The 23,173-nt window shown below is 49.5% G+C and carries 39 protein-coding genes and 1 tRNA gene; 6 read left to right on the forward strand and 34 right to left on the reverse strand.

Annotated elements, in window-relative coordinates; all coding sequences use genetic code 11:
* Positions 1-16 precede the first annotated feature (16 nt).
* The 4 genes from ACJJH9_RS12070 to ACJJH9_RS12085 all read left to right on the forward strand — a co-directional run bounded on the left by ACJJH9_RS12070 (position 17) and on the right by ACJJH9_RS12085 (position 4,908).
* On the forward strand, positions 17-1,771 hold the full coding sequence (locus tag ACJJH9_RS12070; RefSeq protein ID WP_444922912.1) for a SulP family inorganic anion transporter: 1,755 nt from the start codon (positions 17-19) through the stop codon (positions 1,769-1,771).
* A 72-nt stretch (positions 1,772-1,843) separates the two neighbouring features.
* The gene (locus ACJJH9_RS12075) at positions 1,844-4,063 is read left to right on the forward strand and encodes an ATP-dependent helicase (RefSeq protein ID WP_444922913.1); all 2,220 of its coding nucleotides are present in this window, start codon (positions 1,844-1,846) and stop codon (positions 4,061-4,063) included.
* A 108-nt stretch (positions 4,064-4,171) separates the two neighbouring features.
* Positions 4,172-4,248 (forward strand) — tRNA-Arg (locus tag ACJJH9_RS12080).
* Between the two features lie 279 nt (positions 4,249-4,527).
* Positions 4,528-4,908, forward strand: a complete 381-nt coding sequence (locus ACJJH9_RS12085) for a hypothetical protein (protein ID WP_444909949.1) — start codon at positions 4,528-4,530, stop codon at positions 4,906-4,908.
* A 60-nt stretch (positions 4,909-4,968) separates the two neighbouring features.
* On the opposite strand, the gene ACJJH9_RS12090 is transcribed toward ACJJH9_RS12085, so the two are convergent.
* Genes ACJJH9_RS12090 through ACJJH9_RS12100 form a run of 3 tightly spaced genes read right to left on the reverse strand, consistent with a single transcriptional unit; the run spans position 4,969 to position 6,634 of the window.
* Positions 4,969-5,187, reverse strand: a complete 219-nt coding sequence (locus ACJJH9_RS12090) for a DUF4113 domain-containing protein (RefSeq protein ID WP_444922914.1) — start codon at positions 5,185-5,187, stop codon at positions 4,969-4,971.
* Positions 5,087-6,244, reverse strand: a complete 1,158-nt coding sequence (locus ACJJH9_RS12095; protein WP_444922915.1) for a Y-family DNA polymerase — start codon at positions 6,242-6,244, stop codon at positions 5,087-5,089. The genes ACJJH9_RS12090 and ACJJH9_RS12095 overlap by 101 nt, the downstream gene beginning before the upstream one ends.
* Positions 6,245-6,634 (reverse strand): LexA family protein, encoded by a 390-nt coding sequence (locus tag ACJJH9_RS12100; RefSeq protein ID WP_444922916.1) that lies wholly within the window; start codon positions 6,632-6,634, stop codon positions 6,245-6,247. It abuts the gene before it with no gap.
* A 66-nt stretch (positions 6,635-6,700) separates the two neighbouring features.
* Between ACJJH9_RS12100 and ACJJH9_RS12105 the strand changes: the two genes are divergently transcribed.
* Positions 6,701-6,967 (forward strand): helix-turn-helix domain-containing protein, encoded by a 267-nt coding sequence (locus ACJJH9_RS12105; RefSeq protein ID WP_444922917.1) that lies wholly within the window; start codon positions 6,701-6,703, stop codon positions 6,965-6,967.
* Positions 6,968-7,088: 121 nt separating this feature from the next.
* Here ACJJH9_RS12105 and ACJJH9_RS12110 read toward each other — a convergent pair whose 3' ends face one another.
* From ACJJH9_RS12110 to ACJJH9_RS12260, 31 genes are all read right to left on the reverse strand, one after another.
* Positions 7,089-7,799: a hypothetical protein gene (locus tag ACJJH9_RS12110; RefSeq protein WP_444922918.1), complete on the reverse strand. Its 711-nt coding sequence runs from the start codon at positions 7,797-7,799 to the stop codon at positions 7,089-7,091.
* A 46-nt stretch (positions 7,800-7,845) separates the two neighbouring features.
* Positions 7,846-8,400, reverse strand: coding sequence for a hypothetical protein (locus ACJJH9_RS12115; protein WP_444922919.1), 555 nt, complete (start codon positions 8,398-8,400; stop codon positions 7,846-7,848).
* 82 nt (positions 8,401-8,482) lie between these two features.
* Positions 8,483-8,977: a hypothetical protein gene (locus tag ACJJH9_RS12120; RefSeq protein ID WP_444922920.1), complete on the reverse strand. Its 495-nt coding sequence runs from the start codon at positions 8,975-8,977 to the stop codon at positions 8,483-8,485.
* A 96-nt stretch (positions 8,978-9,073) separates the two neighbouring features.
* Complete coding sequence (locus ACJJH9_RS12125) at positions 9,074-9,808, reverse strand: hypothetical protein (protein ID WP_444922921.1); 735 nt, start codon at positions 9,806-9,808, stop codon at positions 9,074-9,076.
* Positions 9,809-10,007: 199 nt separating this feature from the next.
* Entirely contained in the window at positions 10,008-10,382 is a 375-nt protein-coding gene (locus ACJJH9_RS12130; RefSeq protein ID WP_444922922.1) for a hypothetical protein, read from the reverse strand.
* Between the two features lie 132 nt (positions 10,383-10,514).
* The gene (locus ACJJH9_RS12135) at positions 10,515-10,913 is read right to left on the reverse strand and encodes a hypothetical protein (protein ID WP_444922923.1); all 399 of its coding nucleotides are present in this window, start codon (positions 10,911-10,913) and stop codon (positions 10,515-10,517) included.
* Between the two features lie 103 nt (positions 10,914-11,016).
* The gene (locus ACJJH9_RS12140) at positions 11,017-11,460 is read right to left on the reverse strand and encodes a hypothetical protein (protein WP_444922924.1); all 444 of its coding nucleotides are present in this window, start codon (positions 11,458-11,460) and stop codon (positions 11,017-11,019) included.
* A gap of 241 nt (positions 11,461-11,701) precedes the next feature.
* Complete coding sequence (locus ACJJH9_RS12145; protein WP_444922925.1) at positions 11,702-11,914, reverse strand: hypothetical protein; 213 nt, start codon at positions 11,912-11,914, stop codon at positions 11,702-11,704.
* Between the two features lie 112 nt (positions 11,915-12,026).
* Positions 12,027-12,326: a hypothetical protein gene (locus tag ACJJH9_RS12150; protein ID WP_444922926.1), complete on the reverse strand. Its 300-nt coding sequence runs from the start codon at positions 12,324-12,326 to the stop codon at positions 12,027-12,029.
* Between the two features lie 186 nt (positions 12,327-12,512).
* Positions 12,513-12,881 carry a hypothetical protein gene (locus ACJJH9_RS12155; RefSeq protein WP_444922927.1) on the reverse strand — a complete coding sequence of 123 codons (369 nt, stop codon included), beginning with the start codon at positions 12,879-12,881 and terminating at the stop codon, positions 12,513-12,515.
* An 82-nt stretch (positions 12,882-12,963) separates the two neighbouring features.
* On the reverse strand, positions 12,964-13,353 hold the full coding sequence (locus tag ACJJH9_RS12160) for a hypothetical protein (protein WP_444922928.1): 390 nt from the start codon (positions 13,351-13,353) through the stop codon (positions 12,964-12,966).
* Between the two features lie 25 nt (positions 13,354-13,378).
* Positions 13,379-13,843: a hypothetical protein gene (locus tag ACJJH9_RS12165; RefSeq protein WP_444922929.1), complete on the reverse strand. Its 465-nt coding sequence runs from the start codon at positions 13,841-13,843 to the stop codon at positions 13,379-13,381.
* A 67-nt stretch (positions 13,844-13,910) separates the two neighbouring features.
* Complete coding sequence (locus ACJJH9_RS12170) at positions 13,911-14,327, reverse strand: hypothetical protein (RefSeq protein ID WP_444922930.1); 417 nt, start codon at positions 14,325-14,327, stop codon at positions 13,911-13,913.
* 149 nt (positions 14,328-14,476) lie between these two features.
* A complete protein-coding gene (locus ACJJH9_RS12175; protein ID WP_444922931.1) occupies positions 14,477-14,998 on the reverse strand; it encodes a hypothetical protein in 522 nt (173 codons plus the stop codon).
* A gap of 222 nt (positions 14,999-15,220) precedes the next feature.
* Positions 15,221-15,376 (reverse strand): hypothetical protein, encoded by a 156-nt coding sequence (locus ACJJH9_RS12180; RefSeq protein ID WP_444922932.1) that lies wholly within the window; start codon positions 15,374-15,376, stop codon positions 15,221-15,223.
* Positions 15,377-15,403: 27 nt separating this feature from the next.
* On the reverse strand, positions 15,404-15,700 hold the full coding sequence (locus ACJJH9_RS12185; RefSeq protein WP_444922933.1) for a hypothetical protein: 297 nt from the start codon (positions 15,698-15,700) through the stop codon (positions 15,404-15,406).
* A gap of 16 nt (positions 15,701-15,716) precedes the next feature.
* Positions 15,717-16,076 carry a hypothetical protein gene (locus tag ACJJH9_RS12190; RefSeq protein WP_444891376.1) on the reverse strand — a complete coding sequence of 120 codons (360 nt, stop codon included), beginning with the start codon at positions 16,074-16,076 and terminating at the stop codon, positions 15,717-15,719.
* A gap of 227 nt (positions 16,077-16,303) precedes the next feature.
* Positions 16,304-16,693 (reverse strand): DUF2793 domain-containing protein, encoded by a 390-nt coding sequence (locus ACJJH9_RS12195; RefSeq protein WP_444922934.1) that lies wholly within the window; start codon positions 16,691-16,693, stop codon positions 16,304-16,306.
* Positions 16,690-17,415: a GTA baseplate fiber-binding domain-containing protein gene (locus ACJJH9_RS12200; protein ID WP_444922935.1), complete on the reverse strand. Its 726-nt coding sequence runs from the start codon at positions 17,413-17,415 to the stop codon at positions 16,690-16,692. The genes ACJJH9_RS12195 and ACJJH9_RS12200 overlap by 4 nt, the downstream gene beginning before the upstream one ends.
* On the reverse strand, positions 17,342-17,680 hold the full coding sequence (locus tag ACJJH9_RS12205; protein WP_444925221.1) for a phage tail protein: 339 nt from the start codon (positions 17,678-17,680) through the stop codon (positions 17,342-17,344). The genes ACJJH9_RS12200 and ACJJH9_RS12205 overlap by 74 nt, the downstream gene beginning before the upstream one ends.
* On the reverse strand, positions 17,629-18,081 hold the full coding sequence (locus tag ACJJH9_RS12210; RefSeq protein ID WP_444922936.1) for a phage tail protein: 453 nt from the start codon (positions 18,079-18,081) through the stop codon (positions 17,629-17,631). The genes ACJJH9_RS12205 and ACJJH9_RS12210 overlap by 52 nt, the downstream gene beginning before the upstream one ends.
* A 17-nt stretch (positions 18,082-18,098) precedes the next feature.
* The gene (locus tag ACJJH9_RS12215) at positions 18,099-18,386 is read right to left on the reverse strand and encodes a hypothetical protein (RefSeq protein ID WP_444922937.1); all 288 of its coding nucleotides are present in this window, start codon (positions 18,384-18,386) and stop codon (positions 18,099-18,101) included.
* Complete coding sequence (locus ACJJH9_RS12220; protein WP_444922938.1) at positions 18,364-18,513, reverse strand: hypothetical protein; 150 nt, start codon at positions 18,511-18,513, stop codon at positions 18,364-18,366. The genes ACJJH9_RS12215 and ACJJH9_RS12220 overlap by 23 nt, the downstream gene beginning before the upstream one ends.
* A 9-nt stretch (positions 18,514-18,522) precedes the next feature.
* Positions 18,523-18,669, reverse strand: coding sequence for a hypothetical protein (locus ACJJH9_RS12225; protein WP_444922939.1), 147 nt, complete (start codon positions 18,667-18,669; stop codon positions 18,523-18,525).
* Complete coding sequence (locus tag ACJJH9_RS12230) at positions 18,666-19,241, reverse strand: hypothetical protein (RefSeq protein ID WP_444922940.1); 576 nt, start codon at positions 19,239-19,241, stop codon at positions 18,666-18,668. Before ACJJH9_RS12230 ends, ACJJH9_RS12225 begins: the two co-directional genes overlap by 4 nt.
* A 251-nt stretch (positions 19,242-19,492) precedes the next feature.
* Complete coding sequence (locus ACJJH9_RS12235) at positions 19,493-19,624, reverse strand: hypothetical protein (protein ID WP_444922941.1); 132 nt, start codon at positions 19,622-19,624, stop codon at positions 19,493-19,495.
* A 79-nt stretch (positions 19,625-19,703) separates the two neighbouring features.
* Positions 19,704-20,549: a hypothetical protein gene (locus tag ACJJH9_RS12240; protein WP_444922942.1), complete on the reverse strand. Its 846-nt coding sequence runs from the start codon at positions 20,547-20,549 to the stop codon at positions 19,704-19,706.
* Positions 20,537-20,866: a hypothetical protein gene (locus ACJJH9_RS12245; RefSeq protein ID WP_444922943.1), complete on the reverse strand. Its 330-nt coding sequence runs from the start codon at positions 20,864-20,866 to the stop codon at positions 20,537-20,539. The genes ACJJH9_RS12240 and ACJJH9_RS12245 overlap by 13 nt, the downstream gene beginning before the upstream one ends.
* A complete protein-coding gene (locus ACJJH9_RS12250; RefSeq protein ID WP_444922944.1) occupies positions 20,826-20,969 on the reverse strand; it encodes a hypothetical protein in 144 nt (47 codons plus the stop codon). Before ACJJH9_RS12250 ends, ACJJH9_RS12245 begins: the two co-directional genes overlap by 41 nt.
* Entirely contained in the window at positions 20,969-21,160 is a 192-nt protein-coding gene (locus ACJJH9_RS12255; RefSeq protein ID WP_444925222.1) for a phage BR0599 family protein, read from the reverse strand. The genes ACJJH9_RS12250 and ACJJH9_RS12255 overlap by 1 nt, the downstream gene beginning before the upstream one ends.
* The gene (locus ACJJH9_RS12260; protein ID WP_444922945.1) at positions 21,073-21,897 is read right to left on the reverse strand and encodes a baseplate hub domain-containing protein; all 825 of its coding nucleotides are present in this window, start codon (positions 21,895-21,897) and stop codon (positions 21,073-21,075) included. Before ACJJH9_RS12260 ends, ACJJH9_RS12255 begins: the two co-directional genes overlap by 88 nt.
* A 536-nt stretch (positions 21,898-22,433) precedes the next feature.
* Here ACJJH9_RS12260 and ACJJH9_RS12265 point away from each other — a divergent pair.
* A complete protein-coding gene (locus ACJJH9_RS12265) occupies positions 22,434-23,123 on the forward strand; it encodes an SEL1-like repeat protein (protein ID WP_444922946.1) in 690 nt (229 codons plus the stop codon).
* Positions 23,124-23,173: the final 50 nt, after the last annotated feature.

Here is a 23,173-nt window from a genome sequence, read left to right on the forward strand (position 1 = left end):
CCCAAAAGATAAAGGTATGCGTGCGCACCAGCTGATCCCCTCCTGGCTGAAAAACTACCAGCCCAAGTGGCTGATAGGGGATGCCGTGGCCGCAATCCTTGCCAGCATGATGCTGGTTCCCCAGGCCCTGGCCTATGCGGCCCTGGCCGGCCTGCCCCCCTACCTGGGTCTCTATGCGGGCCTGTTACCCCTGGTGGGCTATGCCCTGTTTGGCTCCAGCTCGGTACTCTCTGTAGGGCCCGTAGCAATACTGGCCCTGATGACCGCATCCGCCCTCACTCCCATCGCCACACCCGGCAGTGCCGAATATATCAACGGGGCCATACTACTGGCCCTGCTCAGCGGGATCATGCTACTACTGATGGGCTTTCTCGGCCTCGGCAGCCTCTCCAACCTGCTGAGCCTGCCGGTGGTCAACGGCTTCGTCTCTGGCGCCGCGGTGCTGATCATTGCTGGGCAAATAGCTCCCCTGCTCGGCACCAAGAGTGAGGGCCACACGGCCCTGGAAATTCTATTGAGCACCATAGACAACAGCCCCATGAGCGACCCGGATGCGGCATTAATGGGGTTGATCGCTCTGTTCAGCCTGGTTATCGCCCGCCTCGGGCTCCCCCTGTTACTGCGTACACTGGGCGTTGAGCACACACGGGCAAAGCTCCTATCGCGCCTGGCGCCCATGCTGGTTGTACTGCTTTCTATCGCCCTTACCGCCATCTTTCACTGGGAGCAGGATTTACCCGTGGTGGGCGAAATTCCCGCGGGGCTACCGGACTTCACGCTGCCGGTTTTTAACCCCACCATGATTTATCAGCTGCTGCTGCCAGCGCTGATAATCGCCCTGATCGGCTTTGTCGAAAGCCTCTCGGTAGCCCATACCATCGCCTTGCGGCGGGGGGAGAAACTCGACGCCAATGCAGAGTTACGTGGCCTCGGCACCGCCAATCTCCTCAGCGCTTTTTCCGGTGGGTTTGCGGTAACCGGCAGCTTTGCGCGCACCGCAGTGAACGATGAGGCTGGGGCGAGATCACCACTGAGTGGCGTTATCGCCGCAATATTTATTGCCCTGGTACTGCTTTACGCCACCAAGGTATTCACCGAACTACCGGTGTGCGTTTTGGCTGCAACGATTATTGTCGCGGCAGCCAATCTGATCGATTTGCGTGCGCTGGCACACCACTGGCACTACGACCGCACCGATGGTCTGGCCATGGGGGGCACCCTGCTGGGCGTTATATTGTTTGGTGTTGAGGCCGGTATCGGACTGGGCGTGGGGCTCTCTTTCGCCACCCTAATCTGGCGCGCCAGCCGCCCCCATATCGCCGTGGTGGGGCGCGTTCCCGGCACCGAGCACTTTCGCAATGTGCTGCGTTACACGGTAAAAACCCAACCGGATATCCTCTTCCTGCGCATCGATGAAAACTTGTTTTTCAGCAATATCAGCGCGATTGAAGACCGCCTGTTTGCGGAAGTACAGCGGCAGAAAAGCCTGCACGACCTGGTATTGATCCTTTCTTCGGTCAACCGTATCGACAGCACCGCCATTGAGCGCTTGCAACAGGTCAACCAAGATTTGCTCGAGCGCAATATCCGCCTGCACCTGGCAGAGGTGAAGGGCCCTGTTCTGGACCGGTTGGGGCGCTCCAGGCTGCTACAGGAATTAACCGGCCGGGTTTTTCTCTCCGCCTATATCGCCGAGCTGGCCCTGCGTCATCACAATATTCATGACGACGGCCAAGCCAACACACCGTCCTCCCCCGCCGACCCCAGCTAACCCACAATTTGGTAAACTTGTCTGCCACCATCAATCACTGGCAAAATATCCAGTATTTGGGCGAAGGACACCATGGCTGGCGATACACTGACACAGGAACAGCAGGCCATTGCGGATCACTCCGGTGGCCATGCCAAAATTATTGCCGTGGCCGGCTCCGGCAAAACCACCGCCCTGCTGCACTATGTAAAAAATCGCCTGGATGCCTGCACTCCTGCCGCCCAGCTGCTGGTATTGATGTACAACCGCAGCGCGCGGGAAGATTTCGAACGCCGTATGGGCCAGCTGGCCAGCAACCATACCCCGGCAGTGCACACCTTTCACAGCATCGGCTACCGCCTCTACCAGCGCATGATTGCCAGCGGCCATATCGTCGCAGCGAATCTCAGCCCCCTGTCACAATCCAGTGTACAGCTACAAATCTGGAAGGCCATCGAGGAGTGTGCTCCCACCCATGAGCTGGAAGAAATTCGCGAGCGCAAACAATCGGAAATCGAGGCCGCAGAATTTTTTATCGACTACAGTAAAACCCTTCTCTGCGGCGAACACAGCGCGCTCAAGGAACTAAAACTCGGCGACGAATACGGTTATTTTTTACAGGTATTCCGCACCTTTGAAGATTGGCGCCGCAGCCAGGCGGCCGTGACCTACGCCGACTTAATTTACGACCCGGCAAAATTACTCCATGAAAAGCCGGAGCTGGCACAACAATACGGTGGAAATTTTGAAGATATCCTGGTGGACGAGTACCAGGACATCAATGAGATACAGCACTTTCTGTTGCGAGTGCTGCACGGCGGCAATGGCAATGTGATCGCCATTGGCGACCCCGACCAGACCATTTATGAGTGGCGCGGCTCCAAGCCGGAATTCCTGCTCAAATTATTCGACCAGGATTTTCCACCGTCTCACATTTACCACTTGAGCCGTACTTTTCGCTACGGGCATCAGCTGTCCCTGGCCGCTAACCACTTTATTGAGAACAACCGCGACCGCGCCGAGATTTTTTGTATTTCCGCAGATGGCGAGCGGCAAACTCCAATTGAACAAATAAACACCGACAAGGAAGGCCACTGGCTGGTAGAACACTTGCGCCGCTGCCAACAGCAGGGCCAATCTTTAGCCGGTATCGCTATATTGGTGCGCCTCTGGTCCATTGCCGCACCACTGGAACTGGCGCTGCTGGCCAACAGCATCCCCTACCATTCCGCCAGCCGCAACACAGTGCTATCGCGCCGTGAACTGCGGCCACTGTTCTGGAGCCTGAATATCGCCTCCGGCCGTTTTAGCGAACTCTCTCCCAAACGGCGCCAGCAAGGATTGTACGAATGGCTCACCGCGCCGCATGTGCGCATCCCGCGCAAAGTACTTGAACCCCTCTGTGCCACCCTCGCCACACAAGAGAAAGGCTGGGGCAAACAGCTGCTTGCGCAACTGCCAGAGACCCTGAGCAAACCGCAGGCCAAGCGCCTGCGCCAAAGAGCGGAGCTTTTGATACAAATAGAGAGCTGGCGTGGCCACGCCGGCGAGCTACTGCGCCGGCATATTGGCGAGCTGGAACTTCTCAGCGGTATTGCCGAAGACGCCTTCACCCGCCAGCAGGGTGAGGAGAGGCAGCAAACTATTCTGGCCTTCTGCCAATATCTGGATACCCTCAAGCAACCTCCGGCAGAAGCCTTGGCGCACCTGCAAGAACTACAACGGCAACACCGCGAAGGCGAGCAGACTGCGGCGGAGGCTATCCAAATTACCACCATGCACCAGGCCAAAGGGCTGGAGTGGGACCAGGTTATTATTCCCACCCTCACCCAGCACAATATGCCCTACCAGTCCCAGCGGGATTTCAGCACCCCCGCCTCCCTGGAAAGTGAGCGCCGCCTAATGTACGTGGCCATGACGCGGGCAAAGTCCAAACTATTTCTGCTGGCCCCCACCGAGGAGGCCAAACGCAAAGATCCCGAGGCCGCACAGCCCTCGCTGTTTATCGACGAAATGCAATTGCCCCTCAGCCAGCTGATGGCGCAATGCCTGCACGAGCGTCCCGAGCATATCCATACCGATATCCCGGTCTCCCGCCAAGCCCTGCGCTACCTAGAGGCCTGCGGCTACAACCCAACACTCAGCGCACCCGCCGCCCCCATACGCAAGCCCACCCAAGGCGAAGCCCTGCGCCACAACAAGCTCGGCCAAGGGCGGGTTTTAAAATGGGAGGATCAGCGTGTGGAGGTACAGTTCAGCGATGGCAAAACGCGGCGCTTCGCCTGGGACACCCTGGCCCGCTATTTGGTGTAGCGCTTGGCAAGATCAGTATGTATGGGGTAAGACAATGATTTGTAACGATTTTTTTAAGAAAAATAGTTGACTTGGGTAAATCGTCTCTATAATATCCGCACCCGTAACGCGCTCGTAGCTCAGCTGGATAGAGTACCTGGCTACGAACCAGGCGGTCGGAGGTTCGAATCCTCCCGAGCGCGCCACACAAAGCAAAGGCTTACGTCTCAGGGCGTAAGCCTTTTTTGTTGTGGTGCAAATTAAATAGGGGTATCACTCAAAATTTGTATATTTTGACGGCCCCGTATTCCCCCCTATCTCGACAAGTAACTTAAGCATGAACACTTTGGCCCCGGAAAAGTGCGCGTAACACCTTTAGAGGCAACACAATCTAGACATTAGTTAGTGAATCAACCACTATAAATACTCTCTCTTTAAAATCGATGCTTAGGGCAAAGCCACTCCGCGGCGCTGGCCACATAAATATGAATAGAGAAATATTTAGAGATAACGATAATGGTGTTTTAGTCGTACTATCTAAAATTTCCGCCGATCATTTTGAACTAAAAATTGACCCTTCCTACAACTTTGCTGTTGCATACCAAAAAACTTCCCACTTAATTCAAATGGACGCATCCGAGTTAAAGAAGTTTTCTGTCGACTTAGAACAAGGAAATAAAGCTACCTATGGAAGTAAATCTTGGCTAGGAGCAGAGACGATTACCATTAAGAAAAAGCTTTCCCCTGTACAGTACAGAGAAATTCGCCTAGTCGATCGTGTACTTGTAATTGGTTTTCATATTGTTCCTGCAACTTTAACAGGTCGGTTGGTGAAGGGCCTTGTAAGTGCTATCAAGTCGGTGTAACAAGTAATCAGGGATTTTCATCTTCGTGACTCAAAGCCAAAAGTTGAACGAAGCACTTACTTATAAAACTAAAACTTTACCAACCCCTCCAGTCACCACCCTCGGCAAATCCCCCCACCGAGTGGTATAGGCAGGCGATGTAAACGCCTGCCGCATTTTCCATTTTTTCTGGATGCCTTCAGCTCCTAGAAACAGCCTCCCGCGACAAAACTTTTTCTTGATCCGGTCCCTCGCCTGCTTGGCCTGCCCTGAGTGATTGCCCTGGGGTGAACAAATCATCCTGGCCGAGCGCACGGGTGATTATCTCGATTAGTCCGACGCCCGCTTTCATAAAGCGGCAGCCGGGACGGTACAAGTCCGCAATGGCTTCTCTCACCAGCCGCACGATTACCCGCGTGTCGTCGGTGGGGTATGGGGTCTGCACTACGGCGCTGCGGCTGTAGTAGTTGGGTTCATGGGGTGAGGTGTGCAGGAATAGATGGATCGACTTAACCAGCGATTTCTGTGTGCGTAGTTTCTCTGCGGCCCTGCTGGCGTAGAGGGTGGCGGCCTGCAGTATCAGCGCTAGCTCGGTGAGCTTTTCACCGAAGGAGCGGGTGCAGTAGATCTGCTTCTTCGCTGGGGGCTCCTCCTCCAAACCCAGGCAGGGGATTCCGTTTAGCTCCTCAATAGTGCGCTCAATATTCACATTGACACGACGGCGCAGGGTTTTCGGGTTGGCCTGCGCCAAGTCATAGGCGGTCTCTATACCGAAATCCGCCAGGCGCTTGGTAAGGCGCCGGCCTATGCCCCACACATCATTGACGGCGGTGCGGCGCTGCATCCACTGCCACTTCTCCGGCGTATCCAACACACAGACACCATCGCACTTGGGGATTTTCTTGGCCGCACGGTTGGCGAGCTTGGCCAGTGTCTTACTGGGGGCGATACCCACACCGACAGGCATACGGATATTGCGCCAGAGCGTGTTGCGGATCTTGCGGCCGTAGTCCTGCCAATCCTCCTGCAGCCCGTGCAGGTCTAAAAACATCTCATCGATGCTGTAGACCTCCACATTAGGGCCGAACTCGCGCAGGGTGGTCATCACCCGGTGGGAGATATCGCCATACAAGGGATAATTGCTGGAGAAGATGGCCACTCGGTGCGCGCGCAGCAGGTGCTGGACCTTAAAGAAAGGCTCCAGGTCGCCAATGCCTAATAGCTTCGCCTCTTTGGAGCGCGCCACCACAAAGCCATCGTTATTGGAGAGCACCACCACCGGGCGCCCACGCAGATCCGGCCGGAATATCTGTTCGCAGCTGGCGTAACAGCTGTTGCAATCCACCAGTACCAGCATTCAGCGCGGCCGGTGGTAACGCACCGAAGCTTTAACCACCCCCTCTACAATCAATTCCTGCCCTTCCCAAATGGGGATCGGGGCGTAGTCATCATTGGCAGAGAGCAGCCGCCCTTGCTGCTGGTCCAGCACCTTGCAGGTGAGCTGTCCATCCAGGGCCACCACCACCACATCGCCATGGGTAGGCTTTAACGAACGATCGACAATCAATAGATCCTTGTCGAAGATGCCGATCCCCATCATTGAATCCCCGTTCGCCCGCGCCATAAAGGTCGCCGCTGGCTTGCTGACCAGATGCTCATCCAGGCTAAGGGCTGCCTCCTTGTGGTCATCGGCAGGAGAGGGAAAGCCACAGGCAATGCAGTGGCCATAGAGTGGGGAAAGCTTCATTCTGGAAACCTTGAATACTGTATACTCATACAGTTTATTGCCAGAAGGCAGCAATCGGCAAGGGCAATGGATGACTACGAGGCCGGAACACTGGGCGAACGCCTGCGCAACGCAAGGAAACAGGAGGGGAAAACGATCGCACAGCTGGCTAGGCAGCTGGGGCTAGCGCCATCTCAAGTTTCAAAAATGGAAACAGGCAAGCAGAAGATACCCGCGGAGCTGCTGCCGGCTTGGTGTGAGGCGGTGGGGATTACCCTGGCGGAAGTGTACGGGGCCGAGAACCTTCACCACTTTGCGCAGATTCCCTTTCCGCCACTTATAGCTCGTCTATAGGCACAGCTACCACAGGAATTTCGCTTGCATATTCACCGAGTAATCAAAAGTAGTTACCAGCTATGTAAAGGGAGGCGATAACGCCGCGCTCTGCGGAAAATTTGTCCGACAGCAGCACCTGTTAGCACTTTTTACTGAGGTACTGTTTGCGGCCTTCATAGTCGCTCATGTTATTTGGAAATGGTCTTTTACAATTGACACATATCGCTCTTTGCGTTTGAGCCCGTTTATAGATGAACCTATAAAGCTTATCTGGCATCCATGACTTATCAATAACCTCAAGTGCGCTTTCACCGATGTACCCACACTCTGGGCATGCGCATAGATAAAAGAAACGATCAGGAAGCTTTTCTTCAAGTAACTCTATAAACTGAGCTGCTACTCCTTTTATGTATTCATTTTTGTTTTCAGCGGATAGCCCTGTGTTAAAAATACAGCCGTCGCGGTTGTTTACCATCCAAAGATCTTCGCTTAGCTCATCCCAGATGCTATAGATCGCTTCGTAGTCAGATTTAGAATAGAAGGACTCCAAAATTCTTGTGCCTTTTTCTGGCTCTAAATCTCCAGATATAACTTGCTCACAAAGAACCTTCGCATATATTTTTAGCCCTTCTTTCTCATTGGGCAGGGTTAAACCAAGATCCTTTAGCGATTTTAAGAAGTATCTTTCTATTTCTTCCGAGTCAGGGTCGCGTTCGTACCCCATGCTAGCCAGAATAGCCACATTTTCAGATTCAATACCTTCATATAGCAAAGATTCAGCCCATTCTGTGTAGTCTTTAGAATAGGCACTACCTAAAGCTCGTTTTCCTACAAGAAGTTTAAATTTCATAGAGTGCTAACGCCGCATTCAGCGGCTTGTCCGCTGCAATGCCTGGTTAGGCAGGCTCCGCATGTGATTTTAAAATTTTCCTTTTTGACTCAAACTGTACACAGACCAGCTGAACGCAAAAACGCAAAAACGCAAAAACGCAAAAACGCAAAAACGCAAAAACGCAAAAACGCAAAAACGCAAAAACGCAAAAACGCAAAAACGCAAAAACGCAAAAACGCAAAAACGCAAATAAAACAACTATGCTCAAGCTAATCCAAACCAACAACCATACCAAAAATCCGTGTTTTTTGTCCCCTCTGCGCTCCAGCCAGATTCTATATGTAAACGCAAGCACAATTAACTCTATTAGAATTATAATTGGAAAACTATAAAATCCGAATATACCCGTTAGACAAGCAAACGAATCTATCGGATCTCGACTTGTAACAATCGCTGTTGACACCGCAAAAATTGACTTAAGCGCCAATACCAAAAGCAATCCATTCATTGCAAATTGACGTAAACTTAACCGGAACAATGCTTGATACGCTAAGGTCCCCCATGCGGCTACTATTAAAACTGTCGAGATCCAAGCTGGAATAAGTACAATATAACTCACTTAATCTTCACCAATTCTAAGTGTCTAACGCTTGGTAAAGTGCCCCGCCAGGGGTCACTTTGACCCATTTTTTATATGCTGCTTACTGATAAATAATCCTGTACCGTTTTACTGGGCCAGTCATGAAAGTGGGTGTTTCAATTGTTTCAATTTCCTTACCCTTAAGATATCTGAACCACTCACGGCTTTTTTCTTGGTCAACAAAGGATGCATCCGGAGCTATTTGAATGGAGAAATACATGTTTTTTGCCAAGATTTGAATTTGTGATAAACGAAGCTTATGCGCATGCGCAATCTTTCTCATGTCTTCATATTTGTATCTAAATAGTATTTTCTTATCTGCCTTATCACCCAGTTTTTGATCCCAGTAAACACCCAGTTCATCTTCCGTTAGAATGCATACACCTTGACGTACAAATTCTGGAAGAACGATTGAACAATAGGACAGGTCCTTTATCTGCTCTCGTTTGTATTCAAATGCAACTATCTTATCGTAGTCATTTTGAAGTGTTAGAGGTGCGGAACAAGCACTAATGAATATTAACGAAAAAATAATAATTATTTGCCTTAAAATCATACTGTTTCCTTTCATTTTTTTACATCACATATCGCAATGCTCTTCGGATTGCCGCAGCTAAGCTAAGGCAATTCCCAAGCAGCATTTTGTTATCACCTACATGGGGTTATATGTATGCAATTGATCCTTTTTAAAATAATGCACACCGAATGCAAGCCCACCAAAAAGACCGGTGGCCTTCATATTACCCTGCCTTCTTATTATCACGTAGTCATCTCCCTCTTCAACCAAATCTGTATCCGGGAAATGAAGCTCTTCGGGCATTGTATATATCCCCATTCCGCCCATCTTATTTCCGACAATATAAAGACTACCAAAATCAATCTTTTTTCCACTAGGAGTTAATTTGCCATCGACATCAGCTTTGAGTAGCTTTGAAAGCTGATCAGCACCAATAGATAACTCGTTTCTATAGCGCTCTAAATCAGATAAATTAGGACGAGAAAAGTTCTCTTTTGTATATTGCGTTGGCAGATGATATGTATATCTTCCTGTCCAACTTCCATTTTCAACATGGTAAACTAAGGACAAACGAAATTTATCGTCATAACACTCTTGAATAAATACAAAGGGCATCAATTTGTATGAGGGAGTTTCAGTAATTAACTCATTGGTTTCCAGTATACTTTTATAAGAAATTTCGAAAGGATCGACACCAACATATTTATCTTTATATTTTTCAGCTAATTTTTTTGTGTTTGCTGCAATGTTCAGGCTTCCTAAAATGGGACCTAGTAATATCGAGCCGCCCTTAGACTGTATCATTACATATTGAGATTCTGGAACCTGGGCAGACTGCTCAGGCAGAGCATCGGGCAAGCTTTTTTCCACTGCAACTCCTCTACCCTGCTTATCCCAGCTTATTGGAGTTCTCTGATTGATGCTCGCACATGCTGACAATAGCGAAACACAAAGAATGAAAAGTAATTTCAACGAACTCATTTTATTTCCTGATTGTTGATAGTGATAACGCCCGCAACACCGGGCCGTTTGGAGCGCAGCAGAAAACGGGTCCGTGTGCTTGCGTTTGTTAGAGTTGGGGTTGAACATCTGCATACAACTCACTGGCATGGACGTAAAAGTTACAATTTTTCAAGGCATCGAAATCTTGACCAGACTCATTTGCACCAATAGCTACCAAAACACTTGAGCCTTGCCAGACCACTTCGAGACTATTCGGATAACCAGATAGTCCAAAAAACTCTACACCAGTAGGATTGATAACTCTAAACCCCTGAACACCAACCAACTTCATTGAACATCTTACAGAGTCTCCCTCAGGATTCGCTTCTATGAAGATGCAATCTTCATCTAAACGAATATCGACCCTCTCAACATTACCCCCCTCTAACCGGAAAACGCTATCAAGAAAGTCTTCTGTATTTTCTTCAACTATTCTCTTCATGACCATTGAACACTAACGCCCGCAACAGGGGCGACCTATGCTATGCACATTTTGTGCGAAACTGGGAGTCACAACGACTGCACAAAATGTGCATAGCTTTGGGCGTCCCGCGGAGGGCCGTAGGGCCGTAGCTTACTGCTTGCGCTTGTTAGCCATTTCTTGGAGCTGCGCCAGCCCCTGTTTACCGATATCCCCGAGCGAGCGAGTGTTTGAACAAGAACTAATTTCTGGAATCGAACCAGTTTTCCCAAAAACTACATACTTGTATCCTACCACCATGTGAGACGCACACATATCTTCTGAAAACAATGTATTTTTGACTTTTTTTGTATCTTCTACGCCCTTAATTTTCTCTAATATAACTAATTCGTTTGTGACTACGCCATTGTCACCAAGCGTTGATGACTGAACCTGACCGAGATAAAGATAGTCAGACTCCAAATATCTCTTCCCAAGAGGAGTATCTACGCAGTAGCAGCCGAATGCTAACTGAGATGTAAACAGCGTTAAAAGTAATATAAAGCTCTTCATTCTAAGACGACCTTATGGTTAACGACTACAACAGGGGCGGCTAGAGCGTAGCGTAAGCCGTCCCGCGAAGGGCCAAAGGCCCGTAGCAACCTGCTTGTACTTGTTAACTGCATTTTTCGATTCCCAACTGGTTAGCGTCAGGAAGCTCCAAACCTGTCTCTTTTAATTCATTACCCCAGTGTCTAACTGAAGCTATATATGCTTGTTCAAAAATATACCTAGGTCGAGAAAACTCCCAACTCGATGGAAGGAAAAAATAGTTTTCTTCATCCTCATAGTTGGGAAGATGTATTGAAAAGTCGTATGCATCCTCGCTCAATGCTTCAACAAGACACTTAACCATCGCTGCCTTATGCTTAGTTGCGCACCCAGATTCTTTAAAGAAGTATTCATCAAATAAATTTTGAAGCTGATCGGATTCAAGCGGATCATACTCGTTGAGCTTTTCCCCCAAAGACTCCTCTCGATCATATATGTCAAATGGACCGAGAAACCATCCTGGACTTGGCTCAAAAGCCATCTTGCTTTTTGGGTGGTTCAGTTTCATGGCTCTCTCAGCAGTTAACGCCTCAATCAGCCGACGCGTCAGCGGTCGGATGCATTGATTTGTTAGCATTTAATTTAGGTGGTGAAATCTCGAATCCAAACTTTACTACATCATCAACCTTCCCAAGTCCAACCTCTGATGTTGCATGAAATTCTCTCGGGCTTCTAATAGCTATCGCAACCCAAAGCTTCTAGCCAACATGGCTATTTTCTATCGTCAGATCAAAATCCCCACTATTTTTCTATTCAAATACATAAGGGACTGACCTAGGCAATACAACATATTCCAATGTCTCACCAACAGGATCAGTTGCAGCTACATTAAATTGGATTTGATCACCCGGCCTTAAAATGCAGTTTGTATTAAATGTATTACGCCCTCCAATAGTCCAAGCATTTCCTAAACTATCTTGAATGCTTTCAATCCTAGGGTAATATGATTCGCCTGTTTCCATTTTACTAAAGTACTCTGTAATTTCTGCTCGAATTTTCCACTAATGCCAATAGCCAGGTGCTTTTGATATGGGAGTAAGTTTCTCCTGTGAGCGTCTGGATTTCGAAGTTCCTCTAATATATCGAGAAGAATCTCAATTTCTTTCCATTTTCCAAATACTTCCGAAAAACCCTTATCCCAGCATTTTTTAAGAATTTTTTTAAATCATAAAAATCAGCATAATAAATTATTCGTGGATCACTATATCCAAACTTCTTTTCGTCAATTTCTTTTCGATCTTTCCACTGGATTATTCGTTTTTCTGACACCCCACATGAGTCATGCCAGTTATTCCCGCTTTGTTTGAGTAAAATGAAATTTATCAAATCCCTAAGTGAGTTTTCTGCACGCTTAAGTGAATCAGAAATATCCATTATAGATCCTGTATTGCTAACGTCGCCGGCAAGGGCAGCTTACCTTGTGCGCGTTTTGCGCGAAAATGGGTGCGTAGCGACCTGCGCAAAACATGCATAAGGTAAGCTGTCCCGCGGAGGGCCGTAGGCCCGGAGCAAATTGCCCGGTCTTGTTATGAGTGGCTCTCGCGCCGGACTTTGCTAAACCTAATATTCTAAGTAGCTAATTTCTTTGATAGATGGTAAGCCAGAGAAACTGGATATTTTTCCACTCAACATAGCTAGTTTTCCGCTACATGTAGCCAACTTACTCGCAGATTCGCTGTCTTTTTGTATAGTAATTGTTGCCAATGTTCTAGAACGATCAGGTAGTTCCGCATATTCTTTGGCAGGGAAAAGAATGTAATAACCTTGCTGCTCATGAATGTAGCCGATAACTCGGACATACTTCCCGTAGTAATTTCCTGGATTTTCAATAATTAAAGCGCTATTTGCAATTCTCGGATTGTCATAACTCAAACTGCTACAACCGGAAAATACAATTAAAAATAGAAAAAATGTAATTAGATTTTTCAATTCCGTACGGACTCATAACGCCCGCAACAGCGGCGAGCGCAGCGAGTCCAGCACACGAAGTGTGCGATGCTGCTTGCGCTTGTTATGCATTCAACTTGCCCACACCTGGAATAATTTTCGTACAAATTAAATCATAGATTTCTTCGTAGAACATGACTTGAAAATGCTTACATTCCGAAAGGTGTGCTTGATTAAAAGATGCTAGCCACGATGAATTGGCTACTTTAATAATTGCTGCCTTAGAGTCACCATTTGCTAGAATATTTCCATGAACTTCATCTGATGCCATACTATACGCTTGAACGCCTTCCAATCTAAGATGCTTTAAATTTTCTGGTATATATTCATCATCTGGATTGAAATACTCGAATCCTGCAAGTATTACCCCTTTAGCTTTCCACAAAACTTTCTGAAGCTCAGGGCCTCTTCCGTCGTGATAAAAAAATTCTTCCATGACTGGATTATTGCTCATACTCTTCCTGATGCATAACAGTGTATTAATGGTTATCTGCAAGGTCTTCGCGCCAGCCCTGCTCAAGGTACTGAGTGTTGCGATTGAAACTACACCAGCCGAGAACGGGACTCTCATTTTCCTTAAGAAAAAGTAGCCATTCCTGCCCACCTTTTAGCAGTGGATCACATGAAGTTAACCCCTGCTCCACATTTTCTAGTAATTTTGGTTTAGATCCTTTAATTACTTCAGTTACTTCCCACTCAAATGATGCTTCGCCAATAGGCTTCAAATTTGCTAATACAACAATTTTTGAAGACTGATACTGTTCTGACAGGGTCGGAAATTCGCTACAGCCACATGCCAACGCATTACTTCCCATAGCCGCAACAATAATTGCTAGTAATAATCTCATGTAGCTCATGACCATTAACGCCGCCAGCAGGGGCAGCTTACCTTGTGCGCGGTTTGCGCGAAAATGGGAGCGAAGCGACCCGCGCAAAACGTGCACAAGGTAAGCTGTCCCGCAGAGGGCCGAAGGCCCGTAGCATACTGCCTGGCATTGTTATGAGCACCTCTCATTGCGACGTAATTCCATTGACCGAACTGATTGAGATTGATTGCTTACAGCCAGGGGAGATACCCTCTGAACAGCAGTACTGAACAGTTACCGCCATGTCATAACCCGATGCTGGCATATGAAGCAAAACGCTGGGTTGCTCACTACCAACTTTATAATCCATAGAAGAGCCTGAAATTTCGTTTTTACCGAGCAATAGATAGGTTTGAACTCGACCCGCTAAGCAATTTCCGAGCTTGTTTGCAAACTCAAGCTGATATAGAGAAGTATCAGCGCTTCCAGAATCTATTTTTGCCAACTTAACAGACAGTGACTCAGCATTTTCCCGTGTTACTTCAGTATTTTCAGGTAGACCACCGGCCATAGATCCACCACAAAACACTAAAAATGAAGATTTTAAAATGTGCTTAAACATAGCTCGTTTAGCTCATAACGCCCGCAACAGGGGCGACCAATGTTGTGCGCCTTTTGCGCAATAATGGGAGCGAAGCGACCGCGCAAAAGGCGCACAGATTTGGGCGTCCCGCGGAGGCCCGAAGGGCCGGAGTATCCTGCTTGCGTTTGTTAAGCATTTGCTAGGACACCGGACATCCAAGTAATACTCATAAACACAGCGAACGCAAAGGATAAGATGAATATGACTTGCACTCGAGAAAGCTTCGTCTCCATTCCAAAGTTGAGAAACGCCTGTATTCTAGGATGGAAATAGGATTTCACCCCAAGGATGGCAGAGATAAAGGCTATGGCCGTATACATTAGTACTACACTCCAGAATTTTTCCGGATTATCTGAAGCATTAATAGTCTCGGATAGTCCAGCTCTCTGATATGCAATCACTTCACCCAAGACAGCAGATGTCGCTGCATAGCCGCCGCTGACAATGGCCAAAACGATAAAAAAGGGCTGAATTCTTTTTGGCATATGTGTCTTGATGCTTAACAGTTTATTAAAGAGCCAGTGGCTCACTATCCATTTGGCCACTATTTCTGGGATGGAGCCTTCAAGCTCCGCAAAAAAGCCTTTATTTACAGCAGGTGACAAACTAATGTCTAAATAGTAACCAGAGATAGTAAGCCATTGGCTCAAGTCGTCTGGTTCAACTTCCCGCTCTTGAGCACATTTTACCCGTAATTAAATCAATAAGTTAGGGGGATCTTTCTGTAGATGTAAGCCATGGCTCTATAATTCGGGCCTTCGCACCGGCAACACGCTCTCTCCACCACTGAAAACCGAAGCCAGTATCACCCACTCGGAATAGCCATAGCCCCAATAGAACTATACCGGCTAGGCTGTGTGCCGCCTCTGCAATCAAGCCGGCTTATTATCATCATCCGTATAAACCCGCTCATCGTAATTGACCGCCGTCATACTCACCCGCTCTGTGCCACTTAGCTTAATATCGGTAATCAGTGCCGGGTGGCTCCAGCGCTCGGCCTCGCCGAATATACACAGCGGCGGTTCCATGTTGCCATCTAGCACCGGAGTAAAATCCTAGTCTGAGTTGATTTCCACCACACTGATGTTACTCGTAATTGTGGCTGTGTAAGGACTAGAAAGTGTGCCCTCTGGTTTGCGCAGGGCGAGGAAGTGCGTACCAGAGCCCCACTCCAGTTCCGCATCCAGAGTGATGAGTCGGCCGCTCACTGCCAGCACCCTGCCCGTCTGCGAATAGCCGGGGATATCGTCAGCGAGGGCGCCGTAGCTCAGATAGCGGCTGTTGAGGCCATCCATTTCGGTCTTAAAGCTGTAGCAGGTGTGGCGGTATCCCTGGATGCGCCTTTGCTGCATTCCGAAGGTTTTTTATTCAGTCATAGTGCCGAATATAAGTTGGTGCTCTAACAGTATTATCCCATTCACCTAAATCTGAGCCTGAGCAACTTTGAGTATTTTCATATTTAACTTTAACGGTTTTTCCAGAAAGCGTTGCTGCCACGATTCCAGAAAGCCATGCCTTGCATGTTGCTTCAGAAATACCACCCCACTCGCCCTCAATATGGCATACTCTTTGTGAATTGTCAGAGTCATTCCAAGTACCATCCATATATACATAACCATAATTTGTAACATCCCAATCTTCTATCGTACCTGTACAGTATTGGGTTTCAGCAATTGCAGAAACGCTAAATGGAATGCTAACACTAAGAAATAATAATTTTTTAAACATCGATTTTCCTAAGATAGGTAAGAAACTAGCGAGATATTTTTAACAGTACACTCGCAAGTAGCTAGGTTATATCCTAGCATTTTCGCTGCTATATATCTTTTTGAAAACCCCTTAAAAGTCAAAAGGTTAGTACTTTTTTCCTGTGAATATATCAAGGTGCTTTTGATCCCTGACAGTCGAAGCAAGCTATGTGGCTTGATTATCCCAATAAACTCCATTCAAAGCCCCTAACATTTGCCCCACCACCCCGGCCAAATCACTCCACTAATCACCGGCAAGGTCGCGGGGCGACTGGCGATCTGCCAGCCGCTATTAGCTTTCACATACAACAGGCTATCCGCTTTATTCAGGGCCACTTTTGCCGGGAAAAATTGCCAGCTGCTTGGCGTTACTACATAGCGGGCAAGCTGGCCGTCCTTGCCGGACCAGGCGCCGGTGCCTGTAGCGACTAGGTAGCGGTCGTCATCGATGGCGGAGGCTGGGGGATCATTCTGTATGGCTTGCACTTCCAGCTGTAGCAATGCGTCTGCTGCATCTAGAGCTTGGTTAAGGCTGACGGCGGGGCCTAAGGTGCCCTCTTGTGCGTAGGGGATGCCGTTATTCGGTGTGTTGCTCATGGAGTTTGTTTCCTGCTTATACGCTGATCTATGCGGCCGGGCCTGGGCCGGTGATGCTGTTTAGCTGGCTGACTGTGATAATCGCGGCGCCTGGGTCTGCGATGGATAAGGTGGTTGCGGTGGTGTCTGTACTCTGGTCGTTGATCGTTACCCGGTTGCCACTGAAGTATTGCGACTGGTCGTAGGCGGCGCGGCCACCGAGGCGCCCTACTCCGAGCCATTGAATTACCAGCTGGCCATTTGCGCGGTGCGCGGTGTGCGCTGAGATTGGCTGGCGCGGTGCCAAGGCGCCCGCGCAGGAAGTAACCCAACTCCCATACGCCGGGGCTGATTTCTTCGACCTCGCCAAAGCTGACAATTTCATTGCCGATCAGCGCCCTATTCTGGCGGTTGAGCAGATCGGCCAAGGTACAGTTTTCCAGCGCGTAGCCTGTATCATACAGACGCAACTGCACGCGGTTGTGAGTATCGGGAATTTCCCGCTTCTGGTTGGCAAGGCTGGTGGTGAGTTCGCCAATCACTGCCTCAATATCGGTATTATCCGATTCGATATAGTTCTGCCCACCTTCCAATGAGAGAGACACTGTGGCGCCGGCCCAGGCGCCGTTGCTACCGGCAACAGCGACGTAGTAGCCCAGCTGTAAATCATCATCGCTGGCAAGAATCGGCGTGTCGATAAATTGAATGTAAGTGGAGCCCGGCACCGGGGCCGGTGGGGCCAAGGGGGGCCACGCCGAAAGCTTGGGATTGGTAAGCGCTTTTGCGGTCGTGGATCAGCTTGTACTTCTGTTCCCCGTTATCGAGCGAAACCTCATCAATACGGCAGCGGTCCCCACGGAACAGCACCACGTCGCCGGGGGTGAGTTTTAGATAACTGTCCGGCAGGGTAATTTCAAACTCGCCGCGCTGCTCTTCGATCATCACCTTATGCATAATCACGGTGATCTGCGCGGCTTGGTCGGCCTCCAGTACCAGCGGGGTTTCGATATTTTTCCCCCTTCGCCACGGGTGTCGATACTGCGGTCACTGGTCTGCTTGCAGGTATCGATACCGCCGTCCGCGTCATAATAGTTGAGATTTAAAACCCGCACGATTTCCTCGGGAGAGCGGCGGGTTTTCTCGTCGTCGCTATCGCCGATTAAATCGTTTTCATCAATGGTCATCACCGGCTCAGCGCCGCGCGGGGTAAACACCAGGGAATCACCGCGATTGACTGGATCAAAAAAGAACGCCTTGGCCAGCTCCTGAATATGCTCGAACGCGGGGGCCTCATTGCTGATCTGCATACCCGAGACATAGCCCTCCAATAGAGTGGTATCGAATTTGCCGAACGGCAGGCCGACGCGCTCGCAGATCTCTGCAACCACGGCATAAAGGGGATAGGGCATAGGAATTGATTCGGATTTTATTCAGGGCTTTTAAGTAAAAACTGGAAGCGAAATTGCCAGTTCATACCGATTTTTATTAAGCCGGGGCTGTTTACATCGCTGGCCAGTAAGTATTCGTTGCCATAGCGGTCGCGCTGTAGGCGGTGGTAGAGATTGCCGTTTTTTAAATAGGCAAAAATGACATCACTGACGGCTGACTGGGTTGAGCGGGCATCATCCAGGGAAACCTTTGGGGTAACAATTCCCGGCCAGTCTGTGGTGATCTGGGCACCCTGGCTGGAGTCATACCAATACAGTTTCCACATAGGCAATGACCGGGCGCATATTCTGATCGAAGGCCAAGGAAACCTCGGTGATATTGGCTCCGTTAATCACCGTAAACGGGGCCACCCGTTCGGCATCCAGAACTATGGCCTTTCCATCTTCCAACACTCGCGCACGCTAGGTCTGGAAATCCAGCCCGCGACTGGGATCTTGCAGGGCAATTCCGCCGCGCTCGTAATCGGTAATGTCACGCACCGCCAGGGCGGCGGCGCCGCTAAAGGGCGCAGGCACCGGCTGGGAGGAAAGCCTTTTCTCGGGAATCATAGTGTCGCCCTTCCCCAGCGATGCCCCACCTTGAAATACAGGGTTTTGCTGGCACTTTTCGGGATGGCATTGCCCGTACCCTGGGCACTGAATTCGAACTGCCAGGCGCCCCAGCCCTGCTGCACATAGAGGCTGCGGATACCGCCGGATAAGTTGCCCTGGTCCAGGTCAAAAAACACTTTTTTATACAGGGTGTAACTGTTAGCGGTATAGGCGTAGCACACCGGAGTATCCGAACTGGAATAGGAGCCGCTGGGCTTGCCGCTGTAGTCGCCAATGCCGCCATTAAAGGCGCGATAACCGATATTATTAACTCCGCTACTGCCTGCACTTCTCTCGACATCCCAACCGAATGAGTCCCCGTAACTATCGGCATCGGCAGCGCGGACAATTACGTCGTAGACCACACCTTCCAGTTCGACGGTGCTGGCGGTATCGGTTGTGGGCGGATAGATGCGCAGCTCGTAGGTAAGGTGCAGATATTCATCGCTGAGCTTGGTGATGGTGGTGGGGTTGCCATTGCCATCGAGTACCAGGGCGCGGGAAAACAGATCTGAAGACCGGTGTTCCAACCCATGCCCACTTCGGAGATATTGCCGGTGGCATAGCCGGGGGAGAATTGCCGTACCACTCGCCGCCACACATAGGGCGTGGCACCGCCCACCGCGCCGGTCGTTTCCCCCTGGCGATTTGTACTCGATGAGAGCTTACTATCTAGGCTGGTCTGCTCGGCGCTGGGGGCCGAGTTACCGGAGCCCACCACAGCGACACCATAGGCATCGCGCAAATCAGTGGTCGGATTTTGCCCCAGCCACTCCAGCCCCTAATCCAAAATAATGTTATTGAACCAGTCCGCCGCCACCCGGTGAGAGCCTGGCACCCGCCGGCCCGCCGCATCCTGTTTAAATAACTCCTGCTTAAAGCGGTCGGCCAGGCGATAATTTTGTGTAATCACTGCATGTCTCCTGTGATCGGGGTAACCGTGGCCACCAGCCCCTTGGGCTGGTAGTCCTGCTGAATTAATGGGTCTTTCATCACACCACCGGAAAGCACCGCCGAGGTTTGCAGCCCCTCCGGGGCGATGCTGTGACGGGTAAGCACTGTGTGTATTTCACCGACAGCAATCGCTGCGTAGGCCTGCAGTCCTTCCGGCGGGTAGTGGTCATAGGTTTTGGTGGAGGTCGCGCAACTCTCCCGTGATCGGCGCCAGCGCCGCCGTCATGGCTTCGGCGGTGGGAGTAACTATCATCCGGCATTAAACGCGCACCGCCGGCTCTGGCACTGCCGGTCAGTGCCTCGGTCACTTCAATGGCATAGGGCGGGCTGGTCAGTACAAAACCCTCAGAGCGCTCCACCTCAAACGCATACTGCGGAATGGCGCCGCCGGTGCTGGTGAGGTTTTCGTTATCGATAACCAGATAACAGGTGCCGCGATGCGCTGGTACGTTATTGATACCGAATGCGGCCTGCAGTACTGCCGAGGGCATTTGCTGGAAACCACCGAGGAAAAACTCGGCCAGCTGTAAAAACGCCTGGTTATTATCAATCTGGGTGGGGTCTGTGCTGTCGCGGTCGTAGACCAATTCATTATTGCGCCAGACTTTACAGATACCGGTAATAGGCCCTTCGCAAATTCGGATCGCATAAGTGCGATACACCTCTTCGGTAACGACTTCAGTTTTACCGCCGCCCTTACCGCTTTTTTGCTTCTGTTTTTTCTTAACAATTTTCGGCGGGGTGGTGGCGATAATATTACCGATCACCGGTTTTACCCGGCCAAAAATAATCTGGCGCGGCACCCCCGCTTTGCTGGTTTGCAGTTTGATATTGTCGAACTTGTGGCCCTGAATGGTGGTCTTGCCAAAAATCAGGTTTCCCATGGCGAGTACACCTCCACTAGTAGCCGGCGCCAGCGCTCATCCAATACATGCACTCTGCAGTCCTGATCAGCGTGGGCATGGATTAAACTAAAATCACCAGAGCTTCCAAGTGGATAATCCCCTAGAAAACCCACATGGCTGGGATCGCTGCGCTGCGGGGATATAAAAACAGCGATATCCCCCGGTTGCCAAAATTGCTCGGCAATCGGCTCACCAAAACGCGCGCGCATTTTGCGGCGCACGCCGTCTTTCCAGGGTTCGCGGCCGTAGTGTTTTTCATCTTCGATATTCAGCCCGGCGGCGCACAGGCTGAGCACAATTAAACCCACGCAATCCACCGCGGCCCCGGTGCCGCCAGCGCACGCCAGCAGCCACCAGGCCGCGGGCAAAGGCCAGTGTGTCGATTCTTTGTTGTTGCATTAGTGTTGCTGCTGGCTGGCAATATTGGAATTAAACGAGGAGCCGCCGCCGGCACTGCCGGGCACACCGGCACCGGGGGTATCGCTGGCTTGGCCGATCGGAATTAAGTTTTCGCCTTTAAAATCCAGGTGATTGCCGTACACATCGCGGCAGATGGCAAAGGTCTTGTCGCAATCCGGGCGGATCTCCAGTTGATCCCCGTTTTCCACCGCAAATGGCAGGGCTCGATTTGGGTGATTTGCCCTGTGGTGGTATCCACCGCCTCCACCTGATACAGGCGCGAGGAGACGTTATTGCCGCTAACCCAACGCACCCACCAGCGCTTGGCCGCTGTGGGCAGGCTGGCAATATTGCTGACCTTGTAGGTGACTTTGGGCTCATCCCCAGAGACGGCGGTGACGGTGGCGGACTGCCACAGGGATTCCGCATTCACACCACAGCCGGTCTGGGAATTGGCCGGGGTACCGAATATGGCGCGGCAGGTGATGGAATCCACATGGCCGATACTTTGCCGCAGGCGCATGGTGTAGCTGAGTAATTCTGGCATAAATACCGTATTGCGCACCTCGCCCACATCGCCGCCATTGAGCAGCAGCGCACCCATGGACAGATCGAGGTAATTGACCAGAACCATGGCCCACTCGGCCCCATCCAATTCGCCGCGCTCAGCCATTTCCACGGTGATACCGGGCACGTCGGAGCTATACAGGGAATAGCCCTCGGCGTTATCCACATCAAACGAGGTATCGCTGGCGATAATGCTGGAATCGAAACCGTTCTGGGCGTAATAAATCAGCTCTTCGAATTCGATATCCCGGCCGAGGGTGGTGGCACCGAACTGGCGGCCATCGGCCAGGGTGATTTTTAATAAGCGGCATAGAGTGGTGACGCGGATGCCCCTCTTTAGAAGAACCGGAGGGCTTAGCATCAATTTTGAAGCTCTTCACCTTTGATTAAACTACTTGGAATAAGTATGACGAAGTCAACGAAACCCCAACCTCAGACTGATAGTAAAGAAATAAAATGTCTAAGAAAGCAAGTTGAGAAATTACAGAAGGAGAATGATCCATAAAAAAGGGAAACATATCTGAACTGAAAGATTCGCATTCATAGCTCATAATTGGTGTAGCTCTGATGAACAAGAATGGTCCGATAAGATGAATATAAGATAGCTAATATTTTAAGGGGAGGGCTCTACGTCCGTACTGATGATCCGGAAACCTCTGGCAGAGGCTCAGTTTTTACTTCAACAGAGAAGGTGGCCGGGTTAGCACTGAGAAGCATGACTCTCAGAAATTGACTATCATCACTTAAAATGATGCCAGCTTTTCAAAGGAGAAAATCTTTTACTTTTTTTGTAATGAAAAGGTAGAGAAAACATACCTTTAAGAGCAATACAAGGGAATGAGTGTCTACACTAAACAAATTTTAATGCCTTCTTTATAGAAAAAACCAAGGTCAACAATGAAATATTGTGCGCCAGCCATAGCTTTATTTTTACTATCTTCATGTTCTACATATAGAAGTGCAAATGAGACAGGTTATAGCGTAGTAAGTGGTGGGTACACAGATAAAAAACTAGAAGATGGTATTTTTCTAGTAAATGCAGAATCCGGAGTTTCACCCATAAGTCAAAAATCAGGTGTTACCAGAACTTGGACCAAAAGAGCAAATGAACTCTGCCTAGGCGAATATAAGGTAAGCGACTTTGAAGTGAAAACAATTGACCAGGGGGGCACATACATGAGCCAAGGACTTATTGGTTATTATGTTACCATAGCTTCCGGGTATGCAATATGCTCCAGCTATAAAGGAACATATGACGAAGCTCTAGCTGTAATTAATGCCCCTTCAAAACTGACTGAACAGCAACTTGAAGCCAAAAGAGAATTACTGCTGAGTAAAACAAATGGTGATTGTGGCACAAAAAAAATGGACGTGGATGCTTTGGAAAAAGCAGGAAATGAGTTTTATGAGGTTCAGCTCTACAAAGAAGCGCTATCTTGTTACCTAGAAGTTTATGAAAAAGACAAGAAAGAACTTACTAAGACTGAAATATATTATAGAATTGGCCTCATGTATGAACTAGGTTTAGGGGTTAAAGTGAGCATTAAAGAAGCCAAGAAGTGGTACAAGCTTTCAGGACTCATATAATCCTAAAAAGGCGACCCGGGAGCCGCTTCACTTTATATCCGCACCCCATA

The sequence above is a fragment of the Microbulbifer mixtoriginis (SeqCode) genome, assembly GCF_052466715.1.

What these genes read in the sequence shown, in the direction of transcription:
- ACJJH9_RS12070 (WP_444922912.1), top strand. Translation starts at nt 17, where the DNA reads ATGCGTGCGCACCAGCTGATCCCCTCCTGGCTGAAAAACTACCAGCCC.
- ACJJH9_RS12075 (WP_444922913.1), top strand. Translation starts at nt 1,844, where the DNA reads ATGGCTGGCGATACACTGACACAGGAACAGCAGGCCATTGCGGATCAC.
- ACJJH9_RS12085 (WP_444909949.1), top strand. Translation starts at nt 4,528, where the DNA reads ATGAATAGAGAAATATTTAGAGATAACGATAATGGTGTTTTAGTCGTA.
- ACJJH9_RS12090 (WP_444922914.1), bottom strand. Translation starts at nt 5,187, where the DNA reads ATGATTTGTTCACCCCAGGGCAATCACTCAGGGCAGGCCAAGCAGGCG.
- ACJJH9_RS12095 (WP_444922915.1), bottom strand. Translation starts at nt 6,244, where the DNA reads ATGCTGGTACTGGTGGATTGCAACAGCTGTTACGCCAGCTGCGAACAG.
- ACJJH9_RS12100 (WP_444922916.1), bottom strand. Translation starts at nt 6,634, where the DNA reads ATGAAGCTTTCCCCACTCTATGGCCACTGCATTGCCTGTGGCTTTCCC.
- ACJJH9_RS12105 (WP_444922917.1), top strand. Translation starts at nt 6,701, where the DNA reads ATGGATGACTACGAGGCCGGAACACTGGGCGAACGCCTGCGCAACGCA.
- ACJJH9_RS12110 (WP_444922918.1), bottom strand. Translation starts at nt 7,799, where the DNA reads ATGAAATTTAAACTTCTTGTAGGAAAACGAGCTTTAGGTAGTGCCTAT.
- ACJJH9_RS12120 (WP_444922920.1), bottom strand. Translation starts at nt 8,977, where the DNA reads ATGATTTTAAGGCAAATAATTATTATTTTTTCGTTAATATTCATTAGT.
- ACJJH9_RS12130 (WP_444922922.1), bottom strand. Translation starts at nt 10,382, where the DNA reads ATGAAGAGAATAGTTGAAGAAAATACAGAAGACTTTCTTGATAGCGTT.
- ACJJH9_RS12135 (WP_444922923.1), bottom strand. Translation starts at nt 10,913, where the DNA reads ATGAAGAGCTTTATATTACTTTTAACGCTGTTTACATCTCAGTTAGCA.
- ACJJH9_RS12140 (WP_444922924.1), bottom strand. Translation starts at nt 11,460, where the DNA reads ATGAAACTGAACCACCCAAAAAGCAAGATGGCTTTTGAGCCAAGTCCA.
- ACJJH9_RS12145 (WP_444922925.1), bottom strand. Translation starts at nt 11,914, where the DNA reads ATGGAAACAGGCGAATCATATTACCCTAGGATTGAAAGCATTCAAGAT.
- ACJJH9_RS12150 (WP_444922926.1), bottom strand. Translation starts at nt 12,326, where the DNA reads ATGGATATTTCTGATTCACTTAAGCGTGCAGAAAACTCACTTAGGGAT.
- ACJJH9_RS12160 (WP_444922928.1), bottom strand. Translation starts at nt 13,353, where the DNA reads ATGAGCAATAATCCAGTCATGGAAGAATTTTTTTATCACGACGGAAGA.
- ACJJH9_RS12170 (WP_444922930.1), bottom strand. Translation starts at nt 14,327, where the DNA reads ATGTTTAAGCACATTTTAAAATCTTCATTTTTAGTGTTTTGTGGTGGA.
- ACJJH9_RS12180 (WP_444922932.1), bottom strand. Translation starts at nt 15,376, where the DNA reads ATGGAACCGCCGCTGTGTATATTCGGCGAGGCCGAGCGCTGGAGCCAC.
- ACJJH9_RS12185 (WP_444922933.1), bottom strand. Translation starts at nt 15,700, where the DNA reads ATGCAGCAAAGGCGCATCCAGGGATACCGCCACACCTGCTACAGCTTT.
- ACJJH9_RS12190 (WP_444891376.1), bottom strand. Translation starts at nt 16,076, where the DNA reads ATGTTTAAAAAATTATTATTTCTTAGTGTTAGCATTCCATTTAGCGTT.
- ACJJH9_RS12195 (WP_444922934.1), bottom strand. Translation starts at nt 16,693, where the DNA reads ATGAGCAACACACCGAATAACGGCATCCCCTACGCACAAGAGGGCACC.
- ACJJH9_RS12210 (WP_444922936.1), bottom strand. Translation starts at nt 18,081, where the DNA reads ATGCCCTATCCCCTTTATGCCGTGGTTGCAGAGATCTGCGAGCGCGTC.
- ACJJH9_RS12215 (WP_444922937.1), bottom strand. Translation starts at nt 18,386, where the DNA reads ATGTGGAAACTGTATTGGTATGACTCCAGCCAGGGTGCCCAGATCACC.
- ACJJH9_RS12225 (WP_444922939.1), bottom strand. Translation starts at nt 18,669, where the DNA reads ATGATTCCCGAGAAAAGGCTTTCCTCCCAGCCGGTGCCTGCGCCCTTT.
- ACJJH9_RS12240 (WP_444922942.1), bottom strand. Translation starts at nt 20,549, where the DNA reads ATGGGAAACCTGATTTTTGGCAAGACCACCATTCAGGGCCACAAGTTC.
- ACJJH9_RS12250 (WP_444922944.1), bottom strand. Translation starts at nt 20,969, where the DNA reads ATGCAACAACAAAGAATCGACACACTGGCCTTTGCCCGCGGCCTGGTG.
- ACJJH9_RS12260 (WP_444922945.1), bottom strand. Translation starts at nt 21,897, where the DNA reads ATGCTAAGCCCTCCGGTTCTTCTAAAGAGGGGCATCCGCGTCACCACT.
- ACJJH9_RS12265 (WP_444922946.1), top strand. Translation starts at nt 22,434, where the DNA reads ATGAAATATTGTGCGCCAGCCATAGCTTTATTTTTACTATCTTCATGT.